The sequence below is a fragment of the Bradyrhizobium yuanmingense genome, from assembly GCF_025200905.1.
Classification (GTDB): Bacteria; Pseudomonadota; Alphaproteobacteria; order Rhizobiales; family Xanthobacteraceae; genus Bradyrhizobium; species Bradyrhizobium yuanmingense.
On sequence record NZ_CP104173.1, the window covers coordinates 3,638,805 to 3,662,830 of the forward strand.

Consider the following 24,026-nt stretch of genomic DNA (forward strand, 5'->3'; position numbering starts at 1 on the left):
CACGAATTCCTTTACCGGCTTCTCGAATTTTGGAAACGGCTCGGCGTTCCGTTATTGTTTTGCGCATGATCTTTCGGAAAACCGCTGCGCACTTTTCCGGATCATGCTTTAGCGCGTTGCGTCCGCCAGCCAGCCGAACACCGAGAAAACCAAGGGCTTTCGCTCCAGATTGTAGGTTTCGGTGTCGCGCGCGGCGCGGACGATCTTTTCCCATACCTCAGCTAGCCGCGCAAGGCGCGGCAGGTTCTGGTTGGCATTGGCCTCATCCGCATGCAGGCGCTCCGCAATCCAGCGGTCGATGCCGTCGATGAAGGCCGCAAGCGCCACGCGGTCGCTGGTGCCGAGCGAATCGCCGAGCGTGTGCAATTCGCGCGGATCGACCTGCGGCAGGCGCGCGAGCAGCGCCGCCGTGCGCTGCTGAAGCTTCAGGGCCTCGCCACCGAGCAACGTCAGCGTCCGTGCGACGCTGCCCTCGGAGGCCTCGGCCGCCTCGCGCAGCGCGGCATCGTTCGGATCGAGCTCAGCCGCCGAAGCGGCGGCGCCGATCACATCGTTCGTGGTCAGCGGCCGCAGGCGCAGCTTGCGGCAGCGCGACTGGATCGTGGCGAGCACCCGCGCGGGCGCGTGGCTCACCAGCAGGAACAGCGATTGCTGCGGCGGCTCCTCCAAGATCTTCAGAAGCGCGTTGGCCGCGTTCGGATTGAGCTCGTCGACGGTGTCGACGATGCAGACGCGCCAGCCTTCGGCCGCGGCGGTCGAGCCGAAGAAACCGATCGTCTCGCGCGTCTCGTCCACGGTGATCACGGTGCGCATCACGCCGCGCTCGTTGGCGGTGCGCTCGAGCGTCAGCAGGCCGCCATGCGAGCCGGCCGCCACCTGCCGCGCCACGGCGTCGTCGTGATCGATCGCAAGGCTTTCGGCGCGCTGCACGGCCGGCGCCAGCGGCTGCGCATGGGCGAGCACGAAGCGCGCCATGCGATAGGCCAGCGTCGCCTTGCCGATCCCCTGTGGCCCGCCGATCAGCCAGGCATGCGGAATGCGTCCGCTGCGATAGGCATCAAGCAGCGCGGCCTCCGCCTCGCGATGGCCGAACAGCTGCGACGTCTCGCGCGGATGCGGTATGGCGATTTCGCGCTCGGCCTGACGCGGGCTCATACCGACACCACTGACGCAGGCGTTGGCAGCAGGCGCTCGCGCAGCGCCGTCCAGACGCGCGCGGCGACCGTGTCCGGATCGGAATTGGCGTCGATCAGCACGCAGCGCGCGGGATCCTCCGCCGCGATCTTGCGATAGGCTTCGCGGAGGCCCTGGTGAAAGCTGAGCTTCTCAGCCTCAAACCTGTCGGGCGTGCCGCTGCCGCGGCGCGCGGCGGCACGTTGCAGGCCGATCTCGACCGGCAAATCGAGGATGATGGTGAGGTCCGGCTTGAGGTCGCCGATCGTCACCCTTTGCATCGCGTTGATCAGGCCATCGGGCACCTGGCCGAGGCTGCCCTGATACGCCCGCGTCGAATCCGCGAAGCGGTCGCACAGCACCCAGACGCCCTGGCTCAGCGCCGGCTGGATCACGGTGCGGACATGGTCATCGCGCGCGGCGGCAAACAGCAGCGTCTCGGCCTCGGGGCCGAGCAGCTTGCCCATGCCCGACAGCACCAGATGACGCATGATTTCAGCGCCCGGCGAGCCGCCCGGCTCCCGCGTCACGCGGATGCGCAGCTTTGCCGCCTTCAGGCGGTCGGCGAGCTTCTTGATCTGGGTCGACTTGCCCGTGCCCTCGCCGCCTTCAAAGGTGATGAAGCGTCCCCGTCCGGACGGTCGCTGTGCAGCGCTCTCACTCATGATCAGAGCTTCTCGGCGCCTGCGCGGAACATGCCGATCACGAGCTCGCTGGCGCCGTCGATCGCGCGGCGCATGGTCGAGCCGGTGCCGATCGCCTCCGCGGCGTAGACCGGCGTCTCGACTGCGATGTTGCCGCTGCGCCAGACCCTGACCACGCCGACCCGCTGGCCGGCCTCGATCGGCGCGCGCACCGGGCCACTATAGACGATGCGCGCAATCAGCTTGTCGCTGCCGTTCTTGTGCACCATCACCTTCACAGGGGTCTTGGCGATGAGCTTGACCGACCGGCTCTCGCCGCCGAACACCTTGGCGTAGCCGACGGGCTGCTCGGCTGCGATCAGGGTGCGGGTCTCGAAATTGCGAAAACCCCATTCCAGCATCTTCTTGGCTTCCGTGGCGCGGTCCTCGGGATCGTCAAGCCCGTTGACGACGACGATCAGCCGCGTGCCGTTCTGCACGGCGGAGCCGACCATGCCGTAGCCGCCTTCCTTGGTGTAGCCGGTCTTCAGGCCGTCAGCGCCTTCCATCGAATTGAGCAGCGGATTGCGGTTTTGCTGGCGGATCTTGTTCCAGGTGAACTCCTTCTCGCCGAACAGTTTGTAGAATTCGGGGAAGTCCAGGATGATGTGTCGGGCAAGCATGCCGAGCTCGCGCACCGTCATCTTGTTGCCGGGATCGGGCAGACCGCTGGAATTGGCGAAGGTCGACCTGGTCATGCCAAGCTCGCGGGCGCGCTTGGTCATGAAATCGGCGGCAAAGATCCGCTCATTGCCCGCCATGGCTTCGGCCAGCGCGATGCAGGCGTCGTTGCCGCTCTGGATGATCGCGCCGCGCAGGAGATCGTCGACCGAGACCTTGCTGTTGATGGCGGCGAACATGGTCGAGCCGCCCGAGGGGGCCCCGCCTCTGCGCCAGGCATTCTCGCTGATCCGATACTCGTCGTTCAGCTTGATGTCGCCCTTCTTGATGGCGTTGAAGACGACCTCGGCGGTCATCAGCTTCATCATGCTCGAAGGCGCGCGCAGCTCGTCGGCGTTCTTCTCGAACAGCACGCTGCCCGAGGAGGCTTCGATCAGGATCGCGGTCGGGGCATCGCCGTCGAAGCCGGCATCTTCCGCTTTCTTGCCGCCCTGGACACTCTGGTTGGCCGCATGGAGCGCCCCGCCCCAGCCGATGGCCGCCGCCAAAACCGTCGCGATCAGCCCGCGCGCCAGCGTTCCGGCGGTGAGCCGGTTGCGACGAAGCAAAGGAAGACGAAGTGCCATGGCGAAGCCCTGAGAGAGGCGTTCTAACAGCTGGAACAGATGCGAACAACACGCGGTTGGACGCTTGTCGCCGAGATTGCACGATTCTCGCTGCGCCCCTATCGTGACGCCTCATGTTTTTCGACCAAACCCCTGAAACAAGGCGGAAAAGCGAATGCCCTCAACCCGCATGATCAAGTCCAACGGGGTCGAGCTGTTCGTCCGCGAAGCCGGACAGGGACCGCTTGTAGTGCTGTGCCATGGCTGGCCGGAACTGTCCTATTCCTGGCGCCACCAGATCCCGGCAGTCGCCGAAGCCGGGTTTCACGTCGTCGCCCCCGACATGCGCGGCTATGGTCAGAGCGCGGCACCACTCGATATGAACGCCTACTCGATCTTCGACACGGTCGGCGACGTGGTGGGCCTCGTCCAGGCGTTCGGTGAGACAAAGGCGATGGTGGTCGGCCACGATTGGGGTGCACCGGTCGCCTGGCACGCGGCGCTGTTCCGGCCGGACATCTTCACGGCGGTCGCGGGCCTGAGCGTGCCGCCGCCGTTCCGGGGCCGCGGCAAGCCGCTCGACCTGCTGCGCCAGGGCGGCGTCACCAACTTCTACTGGCAGTATTTCCAGACGCCCGGCGTCGCCGAGGCCGAGCTCGAGCGTGACGTCGCACGCACCATGCGCATCGTCCTCGGCGGGCGGGGCCTCGCCGATCCCACCGCCGCCATGTTCGTGCAGGAGGGCAAGGGCTTTCTCGGCCACGCGGGCGCCGACGAGCCGCTGCCTGGCTGGCTCAGCGAGGCAGACCTGGCCTATTTCACCGAGGCCTTCCGCAAGTCCGGCTTCCGCGGCGGGCTGAACTGGTATCGCAACATCGACCGCAATTGGGAGCTGACCGCGCCCTGGCAGGACGCGCAGATTCACCAGCCTTCCCTCTTCATCGCAGGCTCGAAGGACGCCGTCATCACCGGCCTGATCGGGGCCAAGCGCGTCAACGAGCTCGAGCGCGTGCTGCCCAATCTGAAGCGCAAGCTGATCATCGAGGGCGCCGGCCATTGGGTGCAGCAGGAGCGGCCCGAAGAGGTGAATGCGGCGCTCGTCACGTTCTTGAAGGAGAGCGCGGCTCAGTAGAGGCCGCGGCCGCTCAGGATGCTGCGGGCCTCGGCGGCGCCATCGGTCGATGCGGCCGCGCTGTCGGCGGCGTAGCGACCGTCCTCGCCATAGGACACCGCGCGGGCGTTCTGGAGCGCCTGGCCCCGGCTGCGGCTCGAGGCCGACATTTCCGAGGTAGCATTGAGCGAAGCCATATCGGCCGAGGTACTGCCGAGATTGTATGGCCGCCCCTCCGGCATCGGGACCTCGCCGCGAATGGCACCGCGGGTCGAGGACGGCAGCTCCGGCACAAACGGCTTGGCCGAGGCGACCCGGACCATCGAGGGCGACGGCGCCGGAACGCCGGTGCGCAGGGTCGCCAGAAGCTGGCGGTCGTCGGAGCCTTCTAGCGGAGCCCGGCCGACATATTCGACGCGGACCTTGGCGACGCCATTTCCTTTGAATTCAAGGAGTTCGGCAGCCTTGTTCGAGACGTCGATGAGGCGGTTGCCGTGGTAAGGCCCGCGGTCATTGACGCGGACGATCAGCGACTTGCCGTTCGAGACGTTGGTGACCCGGGCGTAGGACGGCATCGGCAGGGTCGGGTGCGCCGCGGTCAGCGAGGTCATGTCGAACACCTCGCCATTGGCGGTCAGGCGGCCGTGGAAACTGTCGCCGTACCAGGAGGCCATGCCCTCAGCTCGGTAGTTGACGTCCTCCTCCGGCACGTAAGTCCGGCCCGCCACGACATAGGGCTTGCCGACGCGGTAGGTGCCGCCGCCCTTCGGGACCGGATCGCCAAAGGCCACCACCCGCGGGCTCGAGGACACGCCGTATTTCGGGTCGACGCGGCTGGCGAACTTGTTCGAGGAGGCGCAGTTGGCGAGCGCAAGGCAGGTCGCGACCGCCGCAACACCGCGCGCGGCTCGCAAAACCGAATCTGACCGACGGATCCCCATGCGCCCCAAATACCACTTCGCCGGAGGCGTACCCAACCCGCTTTGGCTACGGGGAGCGCTGTCCGGTCATCTCATCCAAGGCGGCCCACCACCGTCTCGGAAGCGGTAACGATAACGCAACCCGAACGCGGCGGAAATGGGGAGCCCACGGCGATCACGCCGGGATGGTAAACGAGACGTTCGCATTTTTCCGTTGTTCTACGGGGCGATGGCCCCCGCACTGTGCCAGTGCCGGACAGTCTGTTGCGCCAAATCCTCACTCCACCCCCATTGTCGCGCCGCTCACCGAAATTCTTTTGACTGTGCAAGGCCGCCCGCGTTCTCTCGGATGCGAGGGCGGGATTTGGAATTTAACGATGATCGAGACGGTTTCGGCACTGATGGGTCTGGTAAGCGCGGGGATCTTCCTGGCCCATGCGTTCGAGGGTTACCGCACGAGGGCATAAAGGCACTCGCGCGGACGGCAAGCATCACCTCTTTCAAAGCGGCGCGTTCGGACGGTCTTGGTCGATCCACTCGCGCATCGAACACGAGAGCGGCAGGTGTCCCATGCGTAATCATGACCTCGTATCCGATGGCTTCCTGGCCTTGACCGCCGGCGGCTTGGTGCTGCTCTGCTCGAGCCTCGTCGCGCTGGCGTTTGCCTGAACCGCACGTCCTCCTGTCCAACACCGGTTCTCTCCATTGCGGCGCAGCAGGCGCGGCCGTCCCCGCTCCCATTCAGTTGATTGAATTATTGCGTTCGGCGCCTCGACCAATTGCAAGAGGCCATCACCAACGAGGGTGACGCAAATGCTTGCCGAGAAGTTCTTCCTGGTCTTGGAATCCCTGATCCGCGGCAACCGCACCTATCCGGATGGAAGCCCCCGGGTCATCAGCACCTCCCCGCATGTGCCGGTCAGGCTGCCGTCAGCGAAATAACCGGCGCGTCCGCCAGCCGCCGAAATCCGCCGCTCAGCGCAGGCCCAACAGCGAGCGGCGGTAGAAGCCGCCGCGGGCCTCGTTCTGGCAGACGAAGCTGCCGTCGAAGCCCTGGCCGTAGCGCTTCTGACCCTTGCGGTAATAAACGCCCTTGCCGAAGTCGAGCCAAACCACCTTGTCGCGCGGGCAATGACGCTGGGCCTGCGCCTCGTAGCGAAACGGCGTCAGCGGTGTCGCCGAGACCTCGGCGCCACCTGCAGCGACCAGCATGGCGCCGGCGCATGCGATTGCGCCGGACCATTTGCCAAAGCTGCCCCGTGACATGCCCCCACCTCCCGCTCGCCGCCGTCTCCGGCGGCTGGCACGGTAGCACGAAACGGCACAGCCCGCGGAAGGCGTCAAGCGCGCCGAATGAACGCGGCAGCAAGTGTCATTGCCGGTCCGCTTCGAGCTGCGCCAGCGCCTGGTGCAGACATTCCTGAAGCCTCTGCGCGACCTGCTCGCGCGCGATCCCCTTGCCTGCGAGATCGCCCGCCACCTTGCCGACCACGTGGTCCATCGTCCGGCTCTCCAGATGGTCCGTCACCAGCGCAGCCGCGTAGCCTGCAGCGGCATCGCCACTGAGCCCGAGCTGGCCTGCGGCCCAAAGCCCGAGCAGCTTGTTGGACCGCGCCGTGGCCTTGAACATCAATTCCTCGTCGTGGGCGAATTTGGCTTCAAAGCCCCGCTCGCGCTTGTCGAACGTGGTCATGGTCAGCTCCATTCTGCGTCGCTGATGAGGATCGGACTTGCTGGGAGCGAACGTCTCCATGGTTCAGGTCAGTTTTGGATCATCAGAAGCTTCCTCCCGGAAGCGAAGCGCCGTCAAGCCTGCCGATGGGAAGCGGCATTGGCGGCCGACAATCAAATGCAGGCCGCCAGCAGATACGATTTTTTGGTAATTGCGCGGCTAAGCGCGTTCGCTTAGCCCTTCGCCGCCGCCGCTTCGCGCGCCAGCCGCTCGGCCTTCAGCCGTTCCTTGTTGGCATAGAACGCCTTCTGCGCCGCTTCGTGATCGCGCATGGCCTTCTCGGCCTCGATCCGCCGAGCCGCATCGCGAGCGTGGCGCTGTTCGGGAGTCAGGGGTTTGCGTCGGAAGGAAAGGTCTTCAGTCATGCCGAATGAACGTGGCCGTGAGGAAAAAGTTCCGCATGGTCCCGTTCGAGACCGTCGGCCGGGGGCATAAGTTGTCCGAAAACAACCCCATGCACAGTAGCTAAGTTCCTCTACCACAACGCTTTTCTCAATGAGGGCCAGAGATCCGCGCTCCGATCGCCGGAACCGTCAGATCGCGATGTCCGCGATCACGGGCAAATGGTCGGAATAGGCGCGCGCCGCATGATCGGTCCAGACTTTCTCGATTCGGCTGTCACGCGTTGCGTAGATCCGGTCGAGCCGCATGAGGGGCAAGCGCGATGGGAAAGTTCGCAACCGCGTCCGGTTCGGGCAGGCCTGCGCGAGCACGCGCCGCACCGATTTCACCCAAAACCAGTCGTTGAAATCGCCGAGGACGACGGTCCTTTCCGGCCTCACCAGGCTCACCACGGCCTGAGCCTGCGCATAACGCTCGTGGATGCTGAGGCCGAGATGAGTGGCGACCACGCGGACGTCGCCGAAAGGCGTCAGCAACCCCGTCGCGATCGCCCTGCGCGGCTCCCGCTCTCGATACGACACGTCTACGATCTCGGGCACGCTGGAGAACGGAAAGCGGCTCATGAGCATCTGGCCGTAGTCACCGTCCTCCGTGACGATCGACTTGGCATGAACGCGATGATCGCCGACGACGCGCGCCAGCTTCGCGAACGGATCGTCCGACCGCGATCGGGAATCCACCTCCTGGAGCGCGACGACATCCGGCGACCATTTGCGAATGATGGAGCAAACGCCTTCCAGATCGAACGTCGGATTGAGATTGAACGTGCCGTGCACGTTCCACGTCATGAAGCGCATCGGCGCCATCAGCGCCTCCCGGCGAGCCACGTCGCGAGGAATTGAGCGCCCGCACAGACGCCGAGCCAGCCCAGAAATGCCAGCGTGAGCAGCAATACGCTGCTCCAGGACGCATTCCTGGCCAGATCGGCGATCTGCGCTCCCAGAACGGCCATGGCGAGAATGCCGGGCATCATGCCCAGCAGCGTTCCAACCAGGAAATCACGGAGCGGCAGCGTGCTCGCGCCAGCCGCGACGTTCACCAGCGAGAATGGTGCGATCGGAATCATCCGGATGACGACGACGGCCAGGATTCCCTTGCCGACAACGCGCTCCTGGATGCGCGCGGCACGGCGTCCCAACAAGCGCTGAAGGCGCTCTCGGCCCAGGAACCGTCCGATCGCAAAAAGGAGGAGCGCGCTGAGCAAGACGCCCGCCATTGCGGTGACGAAGCCCAGCCAGGGCCCCAGGGCGGCGGCGGTCGCAGCAATGAGCACGAGAACCGGAAAGATGACCAGCCCGCCGACGACAAAGGCCGCAATTGCGAATGGCGGTCCCCAAACGGACTGCGAATAGGCAGACAGGAACGACGAGATCCGGCCCGGATCGGCGTAATCGCTGAGGGACGTGTACGACCAGGCCAGCGTCAGTCCAAGAAGTGCCAGCGCGATCGAGGCGATCCCGATGATCGTCTTCGTGCTCCACATGCGCGATGCCGCCCGCTCGAGATGAAGAGGCAGCTCAGGGTCCGCCACCGGCTGAACCAGGGTGGCCAGCGTGCTGGTCAGAACCGAGGACTCCACTTTTCGCAGCGTCTTCGCCCCACCCTTTTTCGACACCTGGTCCAGCAGGGCGAACAGCCGATGCTCGTTTTGCGTGACGGCCTGCTCGTCGAGACCGCAGAAATGAGCGATGAGCCGACGGCGGACCGAGGCGATGAAATCCCGATGCTGCTCGGATTCAGCTTCAAAGATGAGGTCGCATTCGCTGTCGGCGCCCATGGAACGATTGTTCAGATTGGCCGAGCCGATCCGCAAGATCCTGTCATCGACGATCATGAGCTTGCTGTGCACCATCACCGCGGCTTCCTTATTGCCGCTGCGGGAGATCGGATAGACGAAGCGGATGCGATCGGCCACGCCAGCTGCGCTGAAGCAGTCGATGAAGGCGCCACGGCCGTTCTGCATGGCCTGGGACTCAAGCCACGAGGAATGCAGTTTCGGAGCGACGACCAGAACCCGAAGCGACGGCACGCGACACATCTGCTCCGCCAATTCGTGCGCCATCCTGGTCGCGCTGGTGAATTGATTTTCGATGTACACGAAGCTCGTTGCCGACCGGATCGCCGCAATGAAGGAGCGTTCGACCTCCTTGATGGTCGAGCCTGCAGGACAGACCACCTCGGTCCTGGCGATCCCGACCGGTAAGTGCTCGGCCTCGACAGGCACGTTCGCCGGCCAGCGACCGTTCCTCGGTGCGCGCCGTTCATCGGACTGTTGGCCTGCCGCACGCCAGCGTTGCTCCGCGAGGGCGAACAGCTGCTCCGCAGCATCCCCGTCGACCAGGCACTGAACGTCGTGAAACGGTGGATATGGCTTGCGCTGTGGGTCGCAGCGCATGGCATTGTCGGCGCGGTGGTCACTCGTGTCCCAGCGCCGGATCGTCAGATCGAGGCCGCCGACGAACGCCAATGATCCGTCGACACAGACGATCTTCTGGTGTTGCGCCGAACCGAACGGAAGCGTGGCGTCCAGATGAAACCGGACGCGGCCATCGGTATCGGCAGTGAATTTCGCCGCGGAATTCCACTCCCTCTCGGAAGCGTAAAACGAGACGAAGTCCCAGACGAGAATGTTGATGCGCAAGGCGGGCCGGCGCCGCACCAGGGCGCGCAGGAACGGACCAAGCTCGTCAGGCAGGCCATCATCGGCACGTCCGGAAGCTCCGACCAGACGTGTCCTGCTATGGATGTCCCATCCGACGATGTAGACGACATCCTGCGCCTCCAGCAGTGCCTCCCGCAGGGCGGCGAAATAGGCGGCGGCATCATTCAGTACCGCCACGCGCCGCGCCTTGCACCGCCGCCAGACGGTGTCGCCGGGAGTGAGTGTCGATGCGCTCTGAAGCAGGTGGACCTCGCAATTCGCGTTTGCGTCTAAACGCGCTGGAGGCTCAAGGGGTTCCAGGCGGTCAACGGCTGCGGTTCGATGCGAATGCCGAATGTCCGGCGCCCACTGCGCCCGTCGCACAAGTCGTCATTTGGTGCGGACAAACTTCGCGCCGGCGCTCCTCAACACATCGACAATTTTCTCAGGGGCATCGCCGTGAAAATCGACGGAAACCTCGATCAGGCCTTCCAGCTTCTGCCGCCCCTCCGGAGTGGGCGCTGTCTTGACGTCGGGTCCTGCCGCGCGTGTTCCCACGGTGTTCGCAGCGCCGGCAGGCTGGACGAAGACGTCGCCTCGCGGCACGCCGCATTCCTGCACGACATGCTCAACCGCAAGCTCGGCTCCGCGGCGCGTGTCGAATTCTCCAATGATGGTGCTTTCCAAGGCTGCTCTCCGTGTGCTCGAGACTGCGAACAACAGGCGAGCCGAGGCCAAGTTCCTGAGGGAGCATGCAAGAGGATGACGGTCGGATCCCAGGCGCTGATGATCAGAACCGAATGAGTCCAAACAGGAAGAGCAGCGCCACCGTGACCAGGCCGGAGATCAGCAGCGAGCCGAGACATCCCAGCCGGTTCGAGAAAAAGAAGAACATGCGTTGCCCGCTGTGAAGCTTGCTGTCGGGCTAATCTCTCTAAGTCAGTAGCGTTCCTGCACAGTTTCGCGTGTCCGTGGCTCTAGCACGCAACGCTTCCTTCCACTGCATTTCAACCAGTCCCGATCCTCCTCTTGAAGACTGGAGATCCAAACGCAACATGGGTCTACGGCACCGCCGGAATCCGTCTCTCCAACATCGCGGGCCGGACTTGAGCGAGGAAGATTGAACAGATCCGTCGGGCTGCGGTGTTAGGAATGGGTCTCGGCCAAATGACCCGAGCGGCACCGGGGCGCCGCCAATCCAGACCTTGGGAGTGACGCGCCGAGGCGCCCCAGTCTTTCCAGCGCAGGCTAGTGCAACACGCGAGCGGCTTCGGCGAGCCGGACCCTTTCTCTCAGCTCCTCGAGCTCCTCGATCGCGTCCAGCAATCTCACCAGTTCGCGGGCAATATGTGTCAAACCGGACTTGGATTGCTTTAAGATACGAACTCGCTGTGCCATCGGTGCACGCCTCCATGGTCGGGCACGTCCAATTGGCAAGGAGCGTGCCAGCCCACGAGGGGAACTTATGGCGATTTCTGGCGGAAGGGGTGGGATTCGAACCCACGGTACCCTTGCGGGCACGCCGGTTTTCAAGACCGGTGCCTTAAACCACTCGGCCACCCTTCCAGTCCCGGGAATGGGTGTCGCTTAACGTAGTCGACCGCGCAAGGCAACGCCAAGTTGGCGCAAGTGCTCAAACCTTTGTCGGCCGGAGCGCGGCGCGTTCCTTTTCCTGAACAACCTGTCTAGCTCTTCGGGCAATCAACCAGGACGGCACTCCGGATGTACTTGGTCCTCTGCCGGTCGCTGACGTTGCGCCCGAATTGAGGGCTGTAGTTCAAGTCGTAGCGGCACCCTGCCTGCATTGCCTTGTAGATCGCGCCCCGTTCGATCACGTAACTCCCTTGTGGGAGCGTCTTGAGGCGGACCTGTGTGATGGTCTGCTCCTGGCCGTGGTCCGGGCCGAGATAGGTAACGCGATCGGTCGAGCCGACCGACCAGACCACCGCAACTGCGCACATCAGTGAAACGGCGAAAGCAGCGACCAGCCCGAGTTGCGGTGGCTCGACGGAGTCCAGAAACGAGCTCATGCCGTTTCGTGTCGTTCCGGGCCTTGCGGTTCAAAGGCTCCCTCACCTTTGCGTCGCGCAACAGAAAGCGCGGCGCCCCGCGAAGAGCGCCGTCCTGAAATTCTTTGTTGTTTGCGTCTAGCTCAGTAGCCGCAGGACGCGCAGTTCATCTGCACCGGGGCGTAATAGGAATAACCCGGCGAGACCATCTCGACGCGCTGCCGGGTGGCGTATTGCGGCGGGATGCGCTCGTACTGGACGCTGGGCGGCGCGACCATCACGGTCTGCGGCACCATCACGGTGCGGTACTGCGCCGGCGTGCGGTGCGCGACCACGGAGCCGGGCGAGACCATCACGGTCTCGTCGACGGCGCGGTATTGCGGCGGCACATATTGTTGCTGGTAGCAGGTCGTGCACGGCGGCGGCGTGTAGCAATTGTAGCAGCCGGCGGAGGCCGCGCCCGTCATGGAAATGGCGGCGACGGCCGTTGAGAAAACGACAGCGAGAGTACGAGACATTGCGGTGGTGCCCCAGTTGCCCGAAACGGATCTGCGAAGGTCGCGGGAGTATACGGCGCAAAACCTTGCCTTGCCGAACTTCGTCGAGGCATCCTTAATGCGAACGATCGATCGCGGCGGAGCGGTAAGAACTCATTGACCACGCGCATTAACGCGCGGGATGTTTGCGCGGGGGTGCGCATGACAGCGAGTCCGCGATCGGAGATCGCCGCGGCACTCGTTCGAGCATAATTTGCAGTTCATCCTCGTTCCATGTTCGAGCTTTCAACGCCTCGCTGCTCTTTCCAGAAACTCCAACAGCGAGGGATCGGTCTCCTCCAGTTCGACGAAGCGACGGCGCAGCTCATCGGCGATTTCAGCGGTGGCATCGCGCGACCATCCCTCCGCGGTATTGAAGGCCACGATACGTGCGGGATGGAGATATTGCCCTTCGGCGAGATGTCTGAGCAGGGTCGCGCGATTCGCGTCCTCCTCGGCCGTCTCGCACCAAGCCCGGCCCAGGCGGCGGCCGAAATCATCGAGCACAAGATAGACGTCCCGGTCTGTCGTGATTTGCGGCACGAGTGATGGAGAATGACTCATGGCTAACTCCGCTATTGGCAATCCGAACCTTTGCGGACGAACCTCGATACGGCGACCGCCTCGGCTGGATTCGGAAAAAATGGATTTCGACGATTTTTCTTAGGATGGCATGATTAAATAAAAATAAAAACAAAATTAATAAAAATTAAATAGCAAAATGTGGACAATGCACTAAGTTGATGATGCCTGGCGGGCGAGCCCGCACGTCGGGTGCCCACTGAGCAAACGGCTCCCGCTCCCACCCCAACCAGCCCCACGCCCTAGGGAGGCGGGGGCCGTTCTTTCCCGATCTCCGTTCCGGCTACTTCCTGCAACGGCGCATCCGGGTGGTCGCACGGAGCCGCGAGGCGTTCCGAAGATCGCCGATCCAGGCCAGGGGCGCCGATGCCGCCTACTTCGGACGCCGCTTGACCTCGCGCACCGCACCGCGCGCGGCACTGGTGGTGAGCGCGGCGTAAGCCTGCAGCGCGGTCGAGACGTTGCGCTTGCGGCCTTGCGCCTGCCAGGCAGCATCGCCCTTCGCCTCCTCCGCGGCGCGGCGCTTGGCGAGCTCCTCGTCGGAGACCTCGAGGCTGATGCTGCGGTTTGGGATGTCGATGGCGATGATGTCGCCGGTCCGCACCAGACCGATATTGCCGCCTTCGGCGGCCTCCGGCGAGAGATGGCCGATCGACAGGCCGGAGGAGCCGCCGGAGAAGCGGCCGTCGGTGACGAGCGCACAGGCTTTGCCGAGGCCCATCGATTTCAGATAGCTGGTCGGATACAGCATCTCCTGCATGCCGGGGCCGCCACGCGGGCCTTCATAGATGATGACCACGACCTCGCCGGCGACGACCTTGCCGCCCAGGATACCGTCGACGGCCGCGTCTTGGCTCTCGAACACGCGCGCGGGGCCGGAGAATTTCAGGATCGAGGCATCGACGCCGGCGGTCTTCACGATGCAGCCGTCCTGCGCGAGATTGCCGTAGAGCACGGCGAGACCGCCGTCCTTGCTGAAGGCGTGCGCGAGATCGCGCACGACGCCCTTCTCGCGGTCGGCGTCGAGCTCGTCGTAGCGGCGCTCCTGGCTGAAGGCGACTTGCGTGGGGATGCCGCCGGGCGAAGCGCGATAGAAGGTCCGGACCGTCTCACTCTTGGTGCGCTTGATGTCCCAGCGCTCCAGCGCCTCGTTCATGGTCGGCGCGTGCACGGTCGAGACCGAAGTGTCGATCAGCCCGGCGCGGTCGAGCTCGCCGAGGATGCCCATGATGCCGCCGGCACGGTGCACGTCCTCGACATGCACGTCGGCGACGGAAGGCGCGACCTTGCAGAGCACGGGCACGCGGCGCGACAGACGGTCGATGTCCTTCATGGTGAAGGCGACCTGCCCCTCATGGGCGGCGGCCAAGAGATGCAGCACGGTGTTGGTCGAGCCGCCCATCGCGATGTCGAGCGTCATCGCGTTTTCGAACGCCTTGAAATTCGCGATGTTGCGCGGCAGCACGGATGCATCGTCCTGCTCGTAATAACGGCGGACCAGATCGACGATGGTGTGACCGGCCTCGACGAACAGGCGCTTGCGGTCGGCATGGGTTGCGACCACCGAGCCGTTGCCGGGCAGCGCGAGGCCCAGCGCCTCAGTCAGGCAGTTCATGGAATTGGCGGTGAACATGCCCGAGCAGGAGCCGCAGGTCGGGCACGCCGAGCGCTCGATCACCTTGACGTCCTCGTCGCTGACCTTGCTATCGGCGGCGGCCACCATGGCGTCGATGAGGTCGACCGCCTTGGTCTTGCCGGCCAGCTTGACCTTGCCGGCCTCCATCGGCCCGCCCGAGACGAACACGGCGGGGATGTTGAGCCTGAGCGCGGCCATCAGCATGCCGGGCGTGATCTTGTCGCAATTGGAGATGCAGACGAGGCCGTCGGCGCAATGCGCGTTGGCCATGTACTCGACGCTGTCTGCGATCAACTCGCGCGACGGCAGGCTGTAGAGCATGCCGTCATGGCCCATGGCGATGCCGTCGTCGACCGCGATGGTGTTGAATTCCTTGGCGACGCCGCCGGCCTGCTCGATCTCGCGTGCCACGAGCTGGCCGAGGTCCTTCAGATGCACGTGGCCCGGCACGAACTGGGTGAAGGAGTTGACCACCGCGATGATCGGCTTGCCGAAATCGGCGTCCTTCATGCCCGTCGCGCGCCAGAGGCCGCGGGCGCCCGCCATGTTGCGGCCGTGGGTGGTGGTGCGGGAGCGATAGGCTGGCATGGCGGTTTCCGTCCTCGGGTTTGCGTCGGCCGGGGCGGGAAAATGTGGAGCCACCTCAGGCCTTTCCGGCCGGATAGCGCACGGGGGCAGCCCGCGCAACGGGAACTTGGGTCGGACAGGGCTCCCCTGCTCCCGGCGCGGGGGCTCGTCGCTCACTCTCTGTCATTCCGGGGCGATGCGCAGCATCGAACCCGGAATCCATCGGGCGGCAGCACCCGCGGGACAATGGATTCCGGGTTCGCGCCTTTCGGCGCGCCCCGGAATGACGGCGGGGGCGTCGGAGCCCCTATTACAGCGTCGGATCGAGCCGATCGCGCAGCCAGTCGCCGATCACAGAGACCGCCAGGGTGGTGACCACGATGGTCGTCGCCGGCGCCAGCATGATCCAGGGGGCGCGGGTCAGATATTCCCGGCCGTAGCCGACCATGTTGCCGAGGCTGGTCATCGGCGGCTGCACGCCGAGGCCGAGGAAGGACAGGCCTGACTCCATCAGGATCACCTCGGGGAACACGAGCGTGGTCGAGACGATCAAGGTCGAGGCGATGTTGGGCAGGATGTGCCGGAGATAGATCCGCGACGGCGTCGCCCCTAATTGGCGGACGGCGGCGGCGTAGCCCTGCGCATTGGCGGAGATGGCAAGGCCCCGCGCGATGCGGGCGTAGCGCTCCCAGCCGAACAGGCCCATCAGCCCGACCAAGAGCGGCAACGAGTTGCCGAAGAAGGCGAGCACGGCCAGCGCCATGATCAGGAAGGGCATGCTGGCCTGGAAGTCGGTCAGCATCAGCACGAGCTGCTCGACGAACCCACGAAAATGCGCGGCGAGGAAGCCGAGGGTGGTCCCGACCACGGCCGAGATTGCGGTCGCGCCGAACGCGATCAGGAGCGAGATGCGGATCGAGACGAGCAGCCGCGACAGCACGTCCCGGCCAAGCTCGTCGGTGCCAAGCCAGTGCGCGGCATTGCCGGGCGCAGCAAGCCGGTTGCGCAGGTCGAGCTGCGTGAAGCCGTAAGGCGCGATCTTCTCCGCAAAGGCCGCGATCAGCAGCATCGCGACGATCCAACTGATTGCCAGCGCGACCGAGACCGGAATGGCCGGCAGGCTGATGCGGCGTGAAAACGCCTTGGTCTCCTTCAGCGTCGCGTCGGTCATGCGTGCGCTCCTTTGCTGCGCAGGCGCGGGTCGAGGAAGCCGTAGAGGAAGTCGACAATCAGATTGGACGTCACCATGGTCATCGCAACCAGCAGCAGGATGCATTGCACGACCGCGAGATCGCGGTTGGCAACCGCAACGACGAGAAGCCGCCCTACTCCCGGCCAGGCGAACACGCTCTCGACCACGACCGCGCCTGCGATCAGCGTGCCCACCATGAAGCCGAGGATAGTCACGGTCGGGATCGCTGCATTCGGCAGCGCATGCGAGGTCACCACCTTGCGCCACGGCACGCCTTTTGCGGATGCGGTGCGGATATAGGGCTGGCCCAGCACCTCCAGCATGGCGCTGCGGGTGAAGCGCGCCAGCACCGCCGCGCCGCCGAGGCTGAGCGTTGCGATCGGCAGGATGGCGTGGCGCCAGCTGTCCTGCCCGCCCGAAGGGAGCCAGCCCAGCTGCACGGCGAAGATCAGCACCAGCAGCAGCGCGAGCACGAAGCTCGGCACGGTAAAGCCCGCGACCGCCGTCATCATCACGGCGCGGTCGATTCCCGAGCCGCGATGCAGCGCGGCGTAGATCCCTGCGGGAACGCCGAGCGCGACCTTGAAGAAGAACGCCGGCAGGGTCAGCGCCAGCGTTGCCGGGATGCGTTCCAGCACCAGCTCGATCGCGGGCCGGCCGTCGCGCATGGAGCGGCCGAGTTCGCCCTTGGCGATGGCGCCGAAATAATCGAAATATTGAGCCCAGATCGGGTCATCGAGGCCCCAAGCCTTGCGGAATGCCGCGAGCACCTCCGGCGGCGCCTCCGGTCCCAGGATCATCAGTGCGGGATCGCCTGATAGCCGCAACACGATGAAGGCGAAGGTCACGACGAGCACGATCGTGAGCGCGGCGCGTCCGATCCGAATGGCGAAATAACGTCCCATCACGCGGCGTCCCGTGTCGCAGCGCCGGCGACGAGATGGCAGGCGACCTGCCTGTCGCCGCCGACAGCGGACAGCGCCGGCACCTCGCGCGCGCAGCGCGCGATGGCGCGCGGGCAGCGCGGATGGAAGGCGCAGCCCGTGGGGCGCGCGGCCGGGTTCGGCGGGTCGCCTGCTAGCACGATGCGGCCCGCACTGCGGCGGCCCGGCGCGGGCGAGGCCGAGACCAGCGCCTGGGTGTAGGGATGCTCGGGCCGCGCGAACAGATCGTCCGCGCTGCCGATCTCGACGATGCGGCCGAGATACATCACGGCGACGACGTTGCTGATCTGCCTGACGACGCGCAGATCGTGGCTGATGAAGAGCAGCGTCAGCGACAGCTGCGCCTGGAGATCGCAGAGCAGATTCACCACCTGCGCCTGGATCGAGACGTCGAGCGCGCTGACCGGCTCGTCGCAGACCAGGAAATCCGGCTTGGTGGCCAGCGCCCGCGCCAGCACGATGCGCTGACGCTGCCCGCCGGAGAGCGCGCCGGGATAGCGCGCACCATGCGCCGGCGTCAGTTCGACGGCGCGCAAGAGCTCGCGGACGCGCTCGTCGCGCATCGCAGGCGTGCCGACGCCGTGAATGTCGAGCGGCTCGCGAATCTGCGTGGCGACCGGCAGCCGCCGGTCGAGTGCACCGAGCGGATCCTGGAAGATCATCTGCATCCGCGCGCGCTGCGCACGCCACGCCGTTGTCCCAAGCGCGGCCATCGGCTTGCCGTCGAACCGCACCGCGCCGCTGTCAGGCGGCTCGAGGCCGAGCACGATGCGGCCCGTGGTGGATTTGCCCGAACCGGATTCGCCGACGAGACCGAGCGTCTGGCCCCTTGGAATCGTCAGCGACACGCCGTCGACGGCATGCACGGCCGCAGCTCTCCCGAACATTCCGGAGCGCATCGCATAGGTGCGCGAGATCGCGGAGACCTCGACGAGCGGCGGACTCATTCGGCGGCCATCCCGAGCAGCGCGCGGCGCGATGTCTCGGCACGGACGCAGGCGACGCTGCGATCATCGGCGATCGGCGCGAGGGGCGGCGCCGCAAGGCCGCATGCTTCCGCGACAAGCGCGCAGCGCGGCGCGAAGGCGCAGCCGCCGGGCATGTGCGCAGGATCAGGCACCGTGCCGGGAATGGCGGTGAGGCGCCGCCGCGGACCATCGAGCGGCGGCAGCGCGCCGATCAATCCTTGCGCGTAGGGATGCACGGGATCGGCGAACAGCTGGTTGCTCGGGGCCTGCTCGACGATGCGGCCGGCATACATCACCGCGACGCGGTCGCAATTCTCCGCGACGACGCCGAGGTCGTGGCTGATCAGCACCATGGCCATGCCGAGCTCGCGGCGGACCGTGGAGAGCAGCTCCAGGATCTGCGCCTGAATGGTGGCATCGAGCGCAGTGGTCGGCTCGTCCGCGATCAAGAGATCGGGATTCCCGGCCAGCGCCATCGCGATCATGATGCGCTGGACCTGGCCGCCGGAGAATTCGTGCGGATAGGCCTCGAGCCGGCGGCCAGCGTCGGGAATGCCGACGAGATCGAGCAGCCGCCGCGCCTCCGCCTTCACGGCGTTGCCTTGGAGATCGCGATGCAGCGCCAGCGCTTCGCAAAGCTGCCTGCGGATGGTCAGCACCGGGTTGAGCGCGCTCGCCGGATCCTGGAAGATCATGGCGATACGCCCGCCCCTGACCTGATCGAGCTCGGCGGCCGGTGCGCCGAGAATCTGGCGCCCGTCGAGCCGCACCGAGCCAGAGACTTGCGCATGGCGCGGCAACAGGCCGAGCGCGGCGAGCCACGTCACCGATTTGCCGGAGCCGGACTCGCCGACGAGGCCGATGGCCTCGCCCTTCTGCAAGGCAATGTCGACGCCGCGCAGGACCGGCACGCCGTTGAAGGCGACGCGCAAGTCCTCGATGCTGACCAGCGGCTTCACCTTTAGACCTCGAAATTGCCGGCGCGGAAATCCATCGCGAAGGCGGGCGCTGCCTTCCACTTGATCGATTTCGGCTTGGCCGTGAAGGTCGCGTTCTGGTGCAGCACCGTGTAGGCGGGATCTTCGCGCTCGGCGATCTCGAGCATGCGGCGGAACGCCTTCTTGCGCGCGGCCCGGTCGGTCGAGGTCTCCAGGAATTCGGAGAACGTGTTCAGCTCGGCATTGGTCCATTCGCCGATCTGCTGCTGCTGGCCGTTCGGCCCGTGCTGGGCGACCAGCGACGACACCGGATCGTTGAAGGCGGCCGAGTTCGACCAGTCGCGCACGGCGCGTGCCGGCCCGCGCTCCATGATCTGCGACCAGTTCTCCTTGGTCTCGATCTGCACGTTGAGCCCGACCGATTTCCACATCTCGACCAGTATCTGCGCGGTCGCGACCTGGTTGGTGTAGTAGTTGTTGAGCAGGCGGTACGGGATCGGGTCGCCCTTATAATTGGCCTGCTTGAGCAGATCCTGCGCCAGCTTCGGATCATAGGCCGGCACGTTCCAGTCGGCGTTGAACATGTCGCCGTAGAATTCCCATTGCAGACCCTTCGGCACACGGGTGCGGCCGGCCCACAGGCTGTCGACGATCGCCTGGCGATCGATCGCGTGAGTGAAGGCGCGCCGCACCAGCGGATTGGCGAGCACGGCGTGGTTCTTGTCGAACACGGTAAGGCGATGATTCTGAATCGTGCCGCCCTGCACTTCGAAGGCGGAACTCTTCTCGATGCCGGCAATCTGGTCCGGCGGGATGTCGCAGGCGAACTGGTATTCGCCCGAGAGCAGTCCGTTGATGCGGCTCGCGACCTCAGGCACTTCGAGGAAGCGAATGCGCTTGAGCGGCGGCCGGCCGCCCCAATATTCGTCGTGGGCTTCCAGCGTCAGCGAGACGTCCGGCTTGAGCTCGACGACCCTGTAGGGGCCGGTCGTCACCGGCTTGCGGGCCCAGTCGAGATAGCTCGCCGCCTCTTCCCAGGCGCGGCGGTTCATGATGTCGGAGCCGTAGCGCGACAGCCGGCCTTCGATCGTGACGTCGGGCGTCGCGTTGTAGAAGCGCACCGTGTACTTGTCGACGGCATCGACGCGCACCAGGTCCGGCCAGATGCGGCGGGCGACCGCGGGGACGTCCGGCGGCAGCTCCTTGCCCGGGCGCGGCGTCGGGATCTTCTCGAACGCCTTGATGGTGGAGCGGTTTTTGGCCTCGGTCTCGCCGAACATGCGCTCGCGGCTGAAGGTGAACACGACGTCTTCCGCCGTGAGCTCGTCGCCATTGTGGAACTTGACGCCCTGGCGCAGCTTCACCTCGACGGTCTGGTCGTCGATGCGGCGCCATTCGGTGGCGAGGCCCGGCACAGCTTCGAGCTTGCCGCGCCAGTTCTTGGAGATCAGGCCTTCCCAGATCGAGGAGAAGAACACGCGCTCGCCGACATTGGACTGCTCACGCAGCACGTCGAGCACGTTCGCATTCGTGACCTTCTGCACGGCGACCGTCACCGACGGACGGTTGTCGGCTTGCGCGATGGCAAAACGCGGCAGCAGCAAGGTGCTTGCGGCGGCGCCGCCGGATTTCAGGATGGTGCGACGGGTGAGCTTGCTCATGAGGATAACCCCTGCCCTGTGTGATGTCGGTTATTCGGCGAGACCGAGCGCGGCGAGATGCGCCGCGCCCTTGCGGACATCGTCGTGGTTGCGGAGTTCGAGGATCAGCCGCGGATTCGACGTCAGCCGTCCTAGCGCGCGGAATACGGCGACCCAGGGAATGTTGCCCTCGCCCGGCGCCCAGTGCCGGTCGGCAAAGCCGTCGGTGTCCTGCAGGTGCACATGCGTCAGCATGTCGCCGGCGGTCTCGACGTAATAGTCGACCGGCGGCGCGCCGGTGGAGATGTGCGCATAATTGGCGTGCCCGGTGTCGAGCGAGACGCGGACCTTGCTGCTTTCCAACGCCTTGGCGAGGCGCACGCGGTCGCGTGGATCCTTGTCCTCGATGTTCTCGATGACGATCTCGCAGCCGATCGTCTCGGCACGCGCAATCACCTCGGCGAGCGTCGCCTTGACTCGCTCGACGATATTGGCGCGGTTGTCGGGATAGAGATCGAGATTGTTGTGGTCCCAGGTCGTGAACGGCGAGTGGATCACCATCTGCGTCGCACCGAGGAACTCGGCGGCCTCGAGGCCCTGCAGCAGGCGCTTCGTTACGGCCTGGCGGATCATCGGATCGTGGCTGTCGATCTTGAAGCCCCAGAACGGACCGTGGATGCCGAGCCGGCCGGTGTGCCCGGTGAGCATCTGCTTGATCTCGCCGGCAGTTGCGCGCCAGTCGCTATCGAGCAGATCGGCCCGGAAGAAGTCCTGGATTTCCAGATCGCGCTGCTTTTCGAGAAGCCAGTCACGATGCGCGGGGATCGATTTGATGGACAATGCGGCGCCCAGCACCGGCTTCGACATGGCATGCTCCTTCGTCGTCAGCGATGACGGGAGCAGCGCTAGACCAGTTCAATGACAGGCCCGTGAAATGCGCATTCCGCAGCGTGGACGAGATGTGGACATCCTGCCCGCGCGTGCTGCGGTTCAAGCAAAAGCGATCGCTCCGAGCGATGCCGAATGGGCACATGGCAAGCGCCATCGTGTCCGTAGTGATCCGGAATGGAATCCTAGCCGTCCTTCGCGTACATCGCGGGACATCGATCGGCGGCCACTTCCACGGGCATCACCCTCTGATCGCGCTACATGGGGTTGGGGGACCACATGGGGCGGGGGATTGAAGGCTGGGGCAAGGTGACGAGGTCCGGACTCCTAGGCACTCCGGACCTCGAAACTTTTTAGATTGAACGCAGCAACGCGCCGTCCGGTGGGGCATCCGGGCGGCGCGTTGTCGTTTCAGAGCCTCTTTGTTTCGGCGCTTAGCGTGTCTGCGGCTCCAGCGTCACCGTGCAATCGCCCTGCCCTTGCGTCGCGACCACGATGTTGCCCGCGGGAGCGCCGAGAGCGATCGGCGTGGACGAGCCGCCGCCAGGCATCTGGACGATCACGCTCAGGGAATCGGTGCGCGCAGTCGAGCCCACGGTGGTCGGCTCGGCCTGAGCGACGTTGCCGGAGGCATCACGTCGCATGATCTGGCAGTTCACCATGTTGTTTCCGCCGGCCGCCGCCATGCTTGACGACGAGGAGGCGCTGCCACCCATTTGGGCCCGGGCCCGCGACGGATCGCGGGGTACCTGGCTGACGATGCGATGCGAGCGCGGCTCCACGATAATGACCTCGTCTTCCGTCGTGAAATATTCGTAGCCGCGATATGCAGGCTCGATCGAGACGATCTCGGGCGGCAGCCGATGCAGACGCACGCGCGAGGGAATCGTCTCGCCGACCCGGATCGAGATGTTCAGATTGCGCTCCGGCTGCGCCAGGCGTGCGCGGCTCACCGTTTCGGAGATCCGCACCTGCCTCTCGGTCGTCACCTGGGCCTGCTGGTTGACCTGCGTGTTGGTCTGCGTGGTCTGATTGGCCTGGTTGGTCTGCGTGCCCGTGGAGCCGGGCGCGGTCTGTGCGTTGTTGGTCGGTGCCGCGCGGCTGGTATCCGTCGCAGTGGCCGGCTGGTTGCTCTGTTGCGCCGGCGGCTGCTGCTCGGCGGCACTGCGCGGCGGCTGGGCCTGGTTGCGCTCGTTCTGGTTGGCTGTAGCTCCGGTGCGCTCGTTCTGCTGGCCAGCCGGACCAGTCGTCGGGCCAGTCTTGGATCTCTCGGATTCGGCGGTTGATTTCTGCGGCGCAGCCTTGTCCTGCGCAGCCTTGTCCTGCTTGGTTTCCGCACCGCTCTTGCCCGCATCGCGTCCGGGCTTGGTGCTCTCGGCCTCCCGGTTGCGATCGCGCGAAGGCTCACGAGAGTCTTGTGCCTGGTCCCTCGCCTTCGGTTGATTGCGCTCCGAGGCCGTCGCCGGCTGGCGCTTGTCGTCACTTGCCTCGCTCTTGGCAGCGCCGCCTCGATCCTCGCGGCCTGCGCCCTGAAGCCGCTCTTGGGCGCCTTGCGCGCGCTCTTGAACGCGTTCTTGAGCCGCACCACCGCGCTGCGGAGAAGCGCCCTTGGCCGGCTCCTCGGTCCGTTTCGGCTCGTCCCTGCGCTCACCGGGCGCCTGGGCATAGGCAAGGCCGGATGCGAGCATGAGCCCGACGGCCGCAGTCGATAACATCAAATGTTGACGCATGGTCCCTCTCCTCGACAATTCGCAACAATAAACGCGAACGTTCTGTTCGTACGAAGGTTCCTGAGCAGGAACGCAGTCGTGGAGGTGAGCCAATCAAGTCGCCATTACATCGCATCCTTCAGCGTCAGCCGCGCCGTGAACGTCACGCTGGTCTTGCCGACCAGCGCCATGCCTTCGACTTCCGCACCGCCGGGGAAATAGTCGCCGGAAAAGCCGCAGGTGACCTCCCTGCCGCCGAATGCGAGCGTCCTGCCGACCGCCTCGGTGTGCTGATTGACGATCATGTCGCCCCGCCACTTGCCGTTCCGGAAGGTGTAGCTGCCGGTGTAGTAGAAGTAGCTGTCGCCGCCCATGATGCGGCCGTCGCTGAGCACGACCACGCCCCTGGCCTGCCCACGCTTGCCGTCCCGCATCTCGATGTCGAAGATGTAGAGGCCGTTGACGACCCTGGCCTCCTCACCCGCTTCCGCTTCATCGCCAGCTGACATCCGATCATCCCCACCGATCC

General features: G+C 65.4%; 24 protein-coding genes and 1 tRNA gene. 2 read left to right on the top strand and 23 right to left on the bottom strand.

Annotated elements, in window-relative coordinates; genetic code table 11:
* Positions 1-108: 108 nt before the first annotated feature.
* From N2605_RS17055 to N2605_RS17065, 3 genes are read right to left on the bottom strand one after another with little or no spacing between them, the layout of a single operon-like run.
* Positions 109-1,155: a DNA polymerase III subunit delta' gene (locus N2605_RS17055; RefSeq protein ID WP_260347295.1), complete on the bottom strand. Its 1,047-nt coding sequence runs from the start codon at positions 1,153-1,155 to the stop codon at positions 109-111.
* Positions 1,152-1,838: a dTMP kinase gene (tmk, locus tag N2605_RS17060; RefSeq protein ID WP_225112893.1), complete on the bottom strand. Its 687-nt coding sequence runs from the start codon at positions 1,836-1,838 to the stop codon at positions 1,152-1,154. The genes N2605_RS17055 and tmk overlap by 4 nt, the downstream gene beginning before the upstream one ends.
* Before the next feature lie 2 nt (positions 1,839-1,840).
* Positions 1,841-3,103, bottom strand: coding sequence for a D-alanyl-D-alanine carboxypeptidase family protein (locus N2605_RS17065; RefSeq protein ID WP_225112894.1), 1,263 nt, complete (start codon positions 3,101-3,103; stop codon positions 1,841-1,843).
* Positions 3,104-3,257: 154 nt separating this feature from the next.
* Here N2605_RS17065 and N2605_RS17070 point away from each other — a divergent pair, with 154 nt between their 5' ends.
* Complete coding sequence (locus N2605_RS17070) at positions 3,258-4,214, top strand: alpha/beta fold hydrolase (protein ID WP_225112895.1); 957 nt, start codon at positions 3,258-3,260, stop codon at positions 4,212-4,214.
* On the opposite strand, the gene N2605_RS17075 is transcribed toward N2605_RS17070, so the two are convergent.
* Positions 4,208-5,134: a septal ring lytic transglycosylase RlpA family protein gene (locus N2605_RS17075; protein WP_225142003.1), complete on the bottom strand. Its 927-nt coding sequence runs from the start codon at positions 5,132-5,134 to the stop codon at positions 4,208-4,210. The genes N2605_RS17070 and N2605_RS17075 overlap by 7 nt on opposite strands.
* A 792-nt stretch (positions 5,135-5,926) precedes the next feature.
* Here N2605_RS17075 and N2605_RS17080 point away from each other — a divergent pair.
* On the top strand, positions 5,927-6,055 hold the full coding sequence (locus N2605_RS17080; RefSeq protein WP_260347296.1) for a hypothetical protein: 129 nt from the start codon (positions 5,927-5,929) through the stop codon (positions 6,053-6,055).
* A 33-nt stretch (positions 6,056-6,088) separates the two neighbouring features.
* Here the strand turns inward: N2605_RS17080 and N2605_RS17085 are convergent, their stop codons facing one another.
* The 19 genes from N2605_RS17085 to N2605_RS17175 all read right to left on the bottom strand — a co-directional run bounded on the left by N2605_RS17085 (position 6,089) and on the right by N2605_RS17175 (position 24,006).
* The gene (locus N2605_RS17085) at positions 6,089-6,379 is read right to left on the bottom strand and encodes a hypothetical protein (protein ID WP_036031443.1); all 291 of its coding nucleotides are present in this window, start codon (positions 6,377-6,379) and stop codon (positions 6,089-6,091) included.
* A gap of 106 nt (positions 6,380-6,485) precedes the next feature.
* Positions 6,486-6,806, bottom strand: coding sequence for a DUF1476 domain-containing protein (locus N2605_RS17090; protein ID WP_225125373.1), 321 nt, complete (start codon positions 6,804-6,806; stop codon positions 6,486-6,488).
* A 212-nt stretch (positions 6,807-7,018) separates the two neighbouring features.
* Positions 7,019-7,210, bottom strand: a complete 192-nt coding sequence (locus N2605_RS17095) for a hypothetical protein (protein ID WP_035999201.1) — start codon at positions 7,208-7,210, stop codon at positions 7,019-7,021.
* Positions 7,211-7,378: 168 nt separating this feature from the next.
* Complete coding sequence (locus tag N2605_RS17100; RefSeq protein WP_035999197.1) at positions 7,379-8,053, bottom strand: endonuclease/exonuclease/phosphatase family protein; 675 nt, start codon at positions 8,051-8,053, stop codon at positions 7,379-7,381.
* Positions 8,053-10,086, bottom strand: a complete 2,034-nt coding sequence (locus N2605_RS17105; RefSeq protein WP_260347297.1) for a VTT domain-containing protein — start codon at positions 10,084-10,086, stop codon at positions 8,053-8,055. The genes N2605_RS17100 and N2605_RS17105 overlap by 1 nt, the downstream gene beginning before the upstream one ends.
* A 192-nt stretch (positions 10,087-10,278) precedes the next feature.
* A complete protein-coding gene (locus tag N2605_RS17110; protein WP_035999192.1) occupies positions 10,279-10,575 on the bottom strand; it encodes a hypothetical protein in 297 nt (98 codons plus the stop codon).
* A 789-nt stretch (positions 10,576-11,364) separates the two neighbouring features.
* Positions 11,365-11,454: transfer RNA gene (locus tag N2605_RS17115), tRNA-Ser, on the bottom strand.
* Positions 11,455-11,573: 119 nt separating this feature from the next.
* A complete protein-coding gene (locus N2605_RS17120) occupies positions 11,574-11,918 on the bottom strand; it encodes a hypothetical protein (protein WP_260347298.1) in 345 nt (114 codons plus the stop codon).
* 122 nt (positions 11,919-12,040) lie between these two features.
* On the bottom strand, positions 12,041-12,364 hold the full coding sequence (locus tag N2605_RS17125; protein WP_036012307.1) for a hypothetical protein: 324 nt from the start codon (positions 12,362-12,364) through the stop codon (positions 12,041-12,043).
* Positions 12,365-12,679: 315 nt separating this feature from the next.
* A complete protein-coding gene (locus tag N2605_RS17130) occupies positions 12,680-12,940 on the bottom strand; it encodes a hypothetical protein (protein ID WP_225137321.1) in 261 nt (86 codons plus the stop codon).
* A gap of 448 nt (positions 12,941-13,388) precedes the next feature.
* Positions 13,389-15,239, bottom strand: a complete 1,851-nt coding sequence (gene ilvD, locus N2605_RS17135) for a dihydroxy-acid dehydratase (RefSeq protein ID WP_225174935.1) — start codon at positions 15,237-15,239, stop codon at positions 13,389-13,391.
* Positions 15,240-15,528: 289 nt separating this feature from the next.
* A complete protein-coding gene (locus tag N2605_RS17140) occupies positions 15,529-16,389 on the bottom strand; it encodes an ABC transporter permease (protein ID WP_036012321.1) in 861 nt (286 codons plus the stop codon).
* Positions 16,386-17,315 (bottom strand): ABC transporter permease, encoded by a 930-nt coding sequence (locus N2605_RS17145; RefSeq protein WP_036012326.1) that lies wholly within the window; start codon positions 17,313-17,315, stop codon positions 16,386-16,388. The genes N2605_RS17140 and N2605_RS17145 overlap by 4 nt, the downstream gene beginning before the upstream one ends.
* A complete protein-coding gene (locus tag N2605_RS17150; RefSeq protein ID WP_260347299.1) occupies positions 17,315-18,301 on the bottom strand; it encodes an ABC transporter ATP-binding protein in 987 nt (328 codons plus the stop codon). Before N2605_RS17150 ends, N2605_RS17145 begins: the two co-directional genes overlap by 1 nt.
* A complete protein-coding gene (locus N2605_RS17155) occupies positions 18,298-19,281 on the bottom strand; it encodes an ABC transporter ATP-binding protein (RefSeq protein WP_260347300.1) in 984 nt (327 codons plus the stop codon). Before N2605_RS17155 ends, N2605_RS17150 begins: the two co-directional genes overlap by 4 nt.
* A gap of 2 nt (positions 19,282-19,283) precedes the next feature.
* Positions 19,284-20,921: an ABC transporter substrate-binding protein gene (locus tag N2605_RS17160; protein ID WP_260347301.1), complete on the bottom strand. Its 1,638-nt coding sequence runs from the start codon at positions 20,919-20,921 to the stop codon at positions 19,284-19,286.
* 30 nt (positions 20,922-20,951) lie between these two features.
* Entirely contained in the window at positions 20,952-21,767 is an 816-nt protein-coding gene (locus tag N2605_RS17165) for a sugar phosphate isomerase/epimerase family protein (protein ID WP_057029215.1), read from the bottom strand.
* Between the two features lie 455 nt (positions 21,768-22,222).
* Positions 22,223-23,518, bottom strand: coding sequence for a DUF1236 domain-containing protein (locus N2605_RS17170; protein WP_225154102.1), 1,296 nt, complete (start codon positions 23,516-23,518; stop codon positions 22,223-22,225).
* Positions 23,519-23,622: 104 nt separating this feature from the next.
* Positions 23,623-24,006, bottom strand: coding sequence for a GrlR family regulatory protein (locus N2605_RS17175; RefSeq protein ID WP_036012369.1), 384 nt, complete (start codon positions 24,004-24,006; stop codon positions 23,623-23,625).
* Between the last annotated feature and the right edge of the window lie 20 nt (positions 24,007-24,026).

Coding starts and splice junctions, on each gene's coding strand:
- N2605_RS17095 (WP_035999201.1), bottom strand. CDS start 7,210: ATGACTGAAGACCTTTCCTTCCGACGCAAACCCCTGACTCCCGAACAG.
- N2605_RS17160 (WP_260347301.1), bottom strand. CDS start 20,921: ATGAGCAAGCTCACCCGTCGCACCATCCTGAAATCCGGCGGCGCCGCC.
- N2605_RS17075 (WP_225142003.1), bottom strand. CDS start 5,134: ATGGGGATCCGTCGGTCAGATTCGGTTTTGCGAGCCGCGCGCGGTGTT.
- N2605_RS17090 (WP_225125373.1), bottom strand. CDS start 6,806: ATGACCACGTTCGACAAGCGCGAGCGGGGCTTTGAAGCCAAATTCGCC.
- N2605_RS17175 (WP_036012369.1), bottom strand. CDS start 24,006: ATGTCAGCTGGCGATGAAGCGGAAGCGGGTGAGGAGGCCAGGGTCGTC.
- N2605_RS17140 (WP_036012321.1), bottom strand. CDS start 16,389: ATGACCGACGCGACGCTGAAGGAGACCAAGGCGTTTTCACGCCGCATC.
- N2605_RS17145 (WP_036012326.1), bottom strand. CDS start 17,315: ATGGGACGTTATTTCGCCATTCGGATCGGACGCGCCGCGCTCACGATC.
- ilvD (WP_225174935.1), bottom strand. CDS start 15,239: ATGCCAGCCTATCGCTCCCGCACCACCACCCACGGCCGCAACATGGCG.
- N2605_RS17165 (WP_057029215.1), bottom strand. CDS start 21,767: ATGTCGAAGCCGGTGCTGGGCGCCGCATTGTCCATCAAATCGATCCCC.
- N2605_RS17150 (WP_260347299.1), bottom strand. CDS start 18,301: ATGAGTCCGCCGCTCGTCGAGGTCTCCGCGATCTCGCGCACCTATGCG.
- tmk (WP_225112893.1), bottom strand. CDS start 1,838: ATGAGTGAGAGCGCTGCACAGCGACCGTCCGGACGGGGACGCTTCATC.
- N2605_RS17100 (WP_035999197.1), bottom strand. CDS start 8,053: ATGGCGCCGATGCGCTTCATGACGTGGAACGTGCACGGCACGTTCAAT.
- N2605_RS17065 (WP_225112894.1), bottom strand. CDS start 3,103: ATGGCACTTCGTCTTCCTTTGCTTCGTCGCAACCGGCTCACCGCCGGA.
- N2605_RS17055 (WP_260347295.1), bottom strand. CDS start 1,155: ATGAGCCCGCGTCAGGCCGAGCGCGAAATCGCCATACCGCATCCGCGC.
- N2605_RS17120 (WP_260347298.1), bottom strand. CDS start 11,918: ATGAGCTCGTTTCTGGACTCCGTCGAGCCACCGCAACTCGGGCTGGTC.
- N2605_RS17080 (WP_260347296.1), top strand. CDS start 5,927: ATGCTTGCCGAGAAGTTCTTCCTGGTCTTGGAATCCCTGATCCGCGGC.
- N2605_RS17170 (WP_225154102.1), bottom strand. CDS start 23,518: ATGCGTCAACATTTGATGTTATCGACTGCGGCCGTCGGGCTCATGCTC.
- N2605_RS17070 (WP_225112895.1), top strand. CDS start 3,258: ATGCCCTCAACCCGCATGATCAAGTCCAACGGGGTCGAGCTGTTCGTC.
- N2605_RS17085 (WP_036031443.1), bottom strand. CDS start 6,379: ATGTCACGGGGCAGCTTTGGCAAATGGTCCGGCGCAATCGCATGCGCC.
- N2605_RS17125 (WP_036012307.1), bottom strand. CDS start 12,364: ATGACGGGCGCGGCCTCCGCCGGCTGCTACAATTGCTACACGCCGCCG.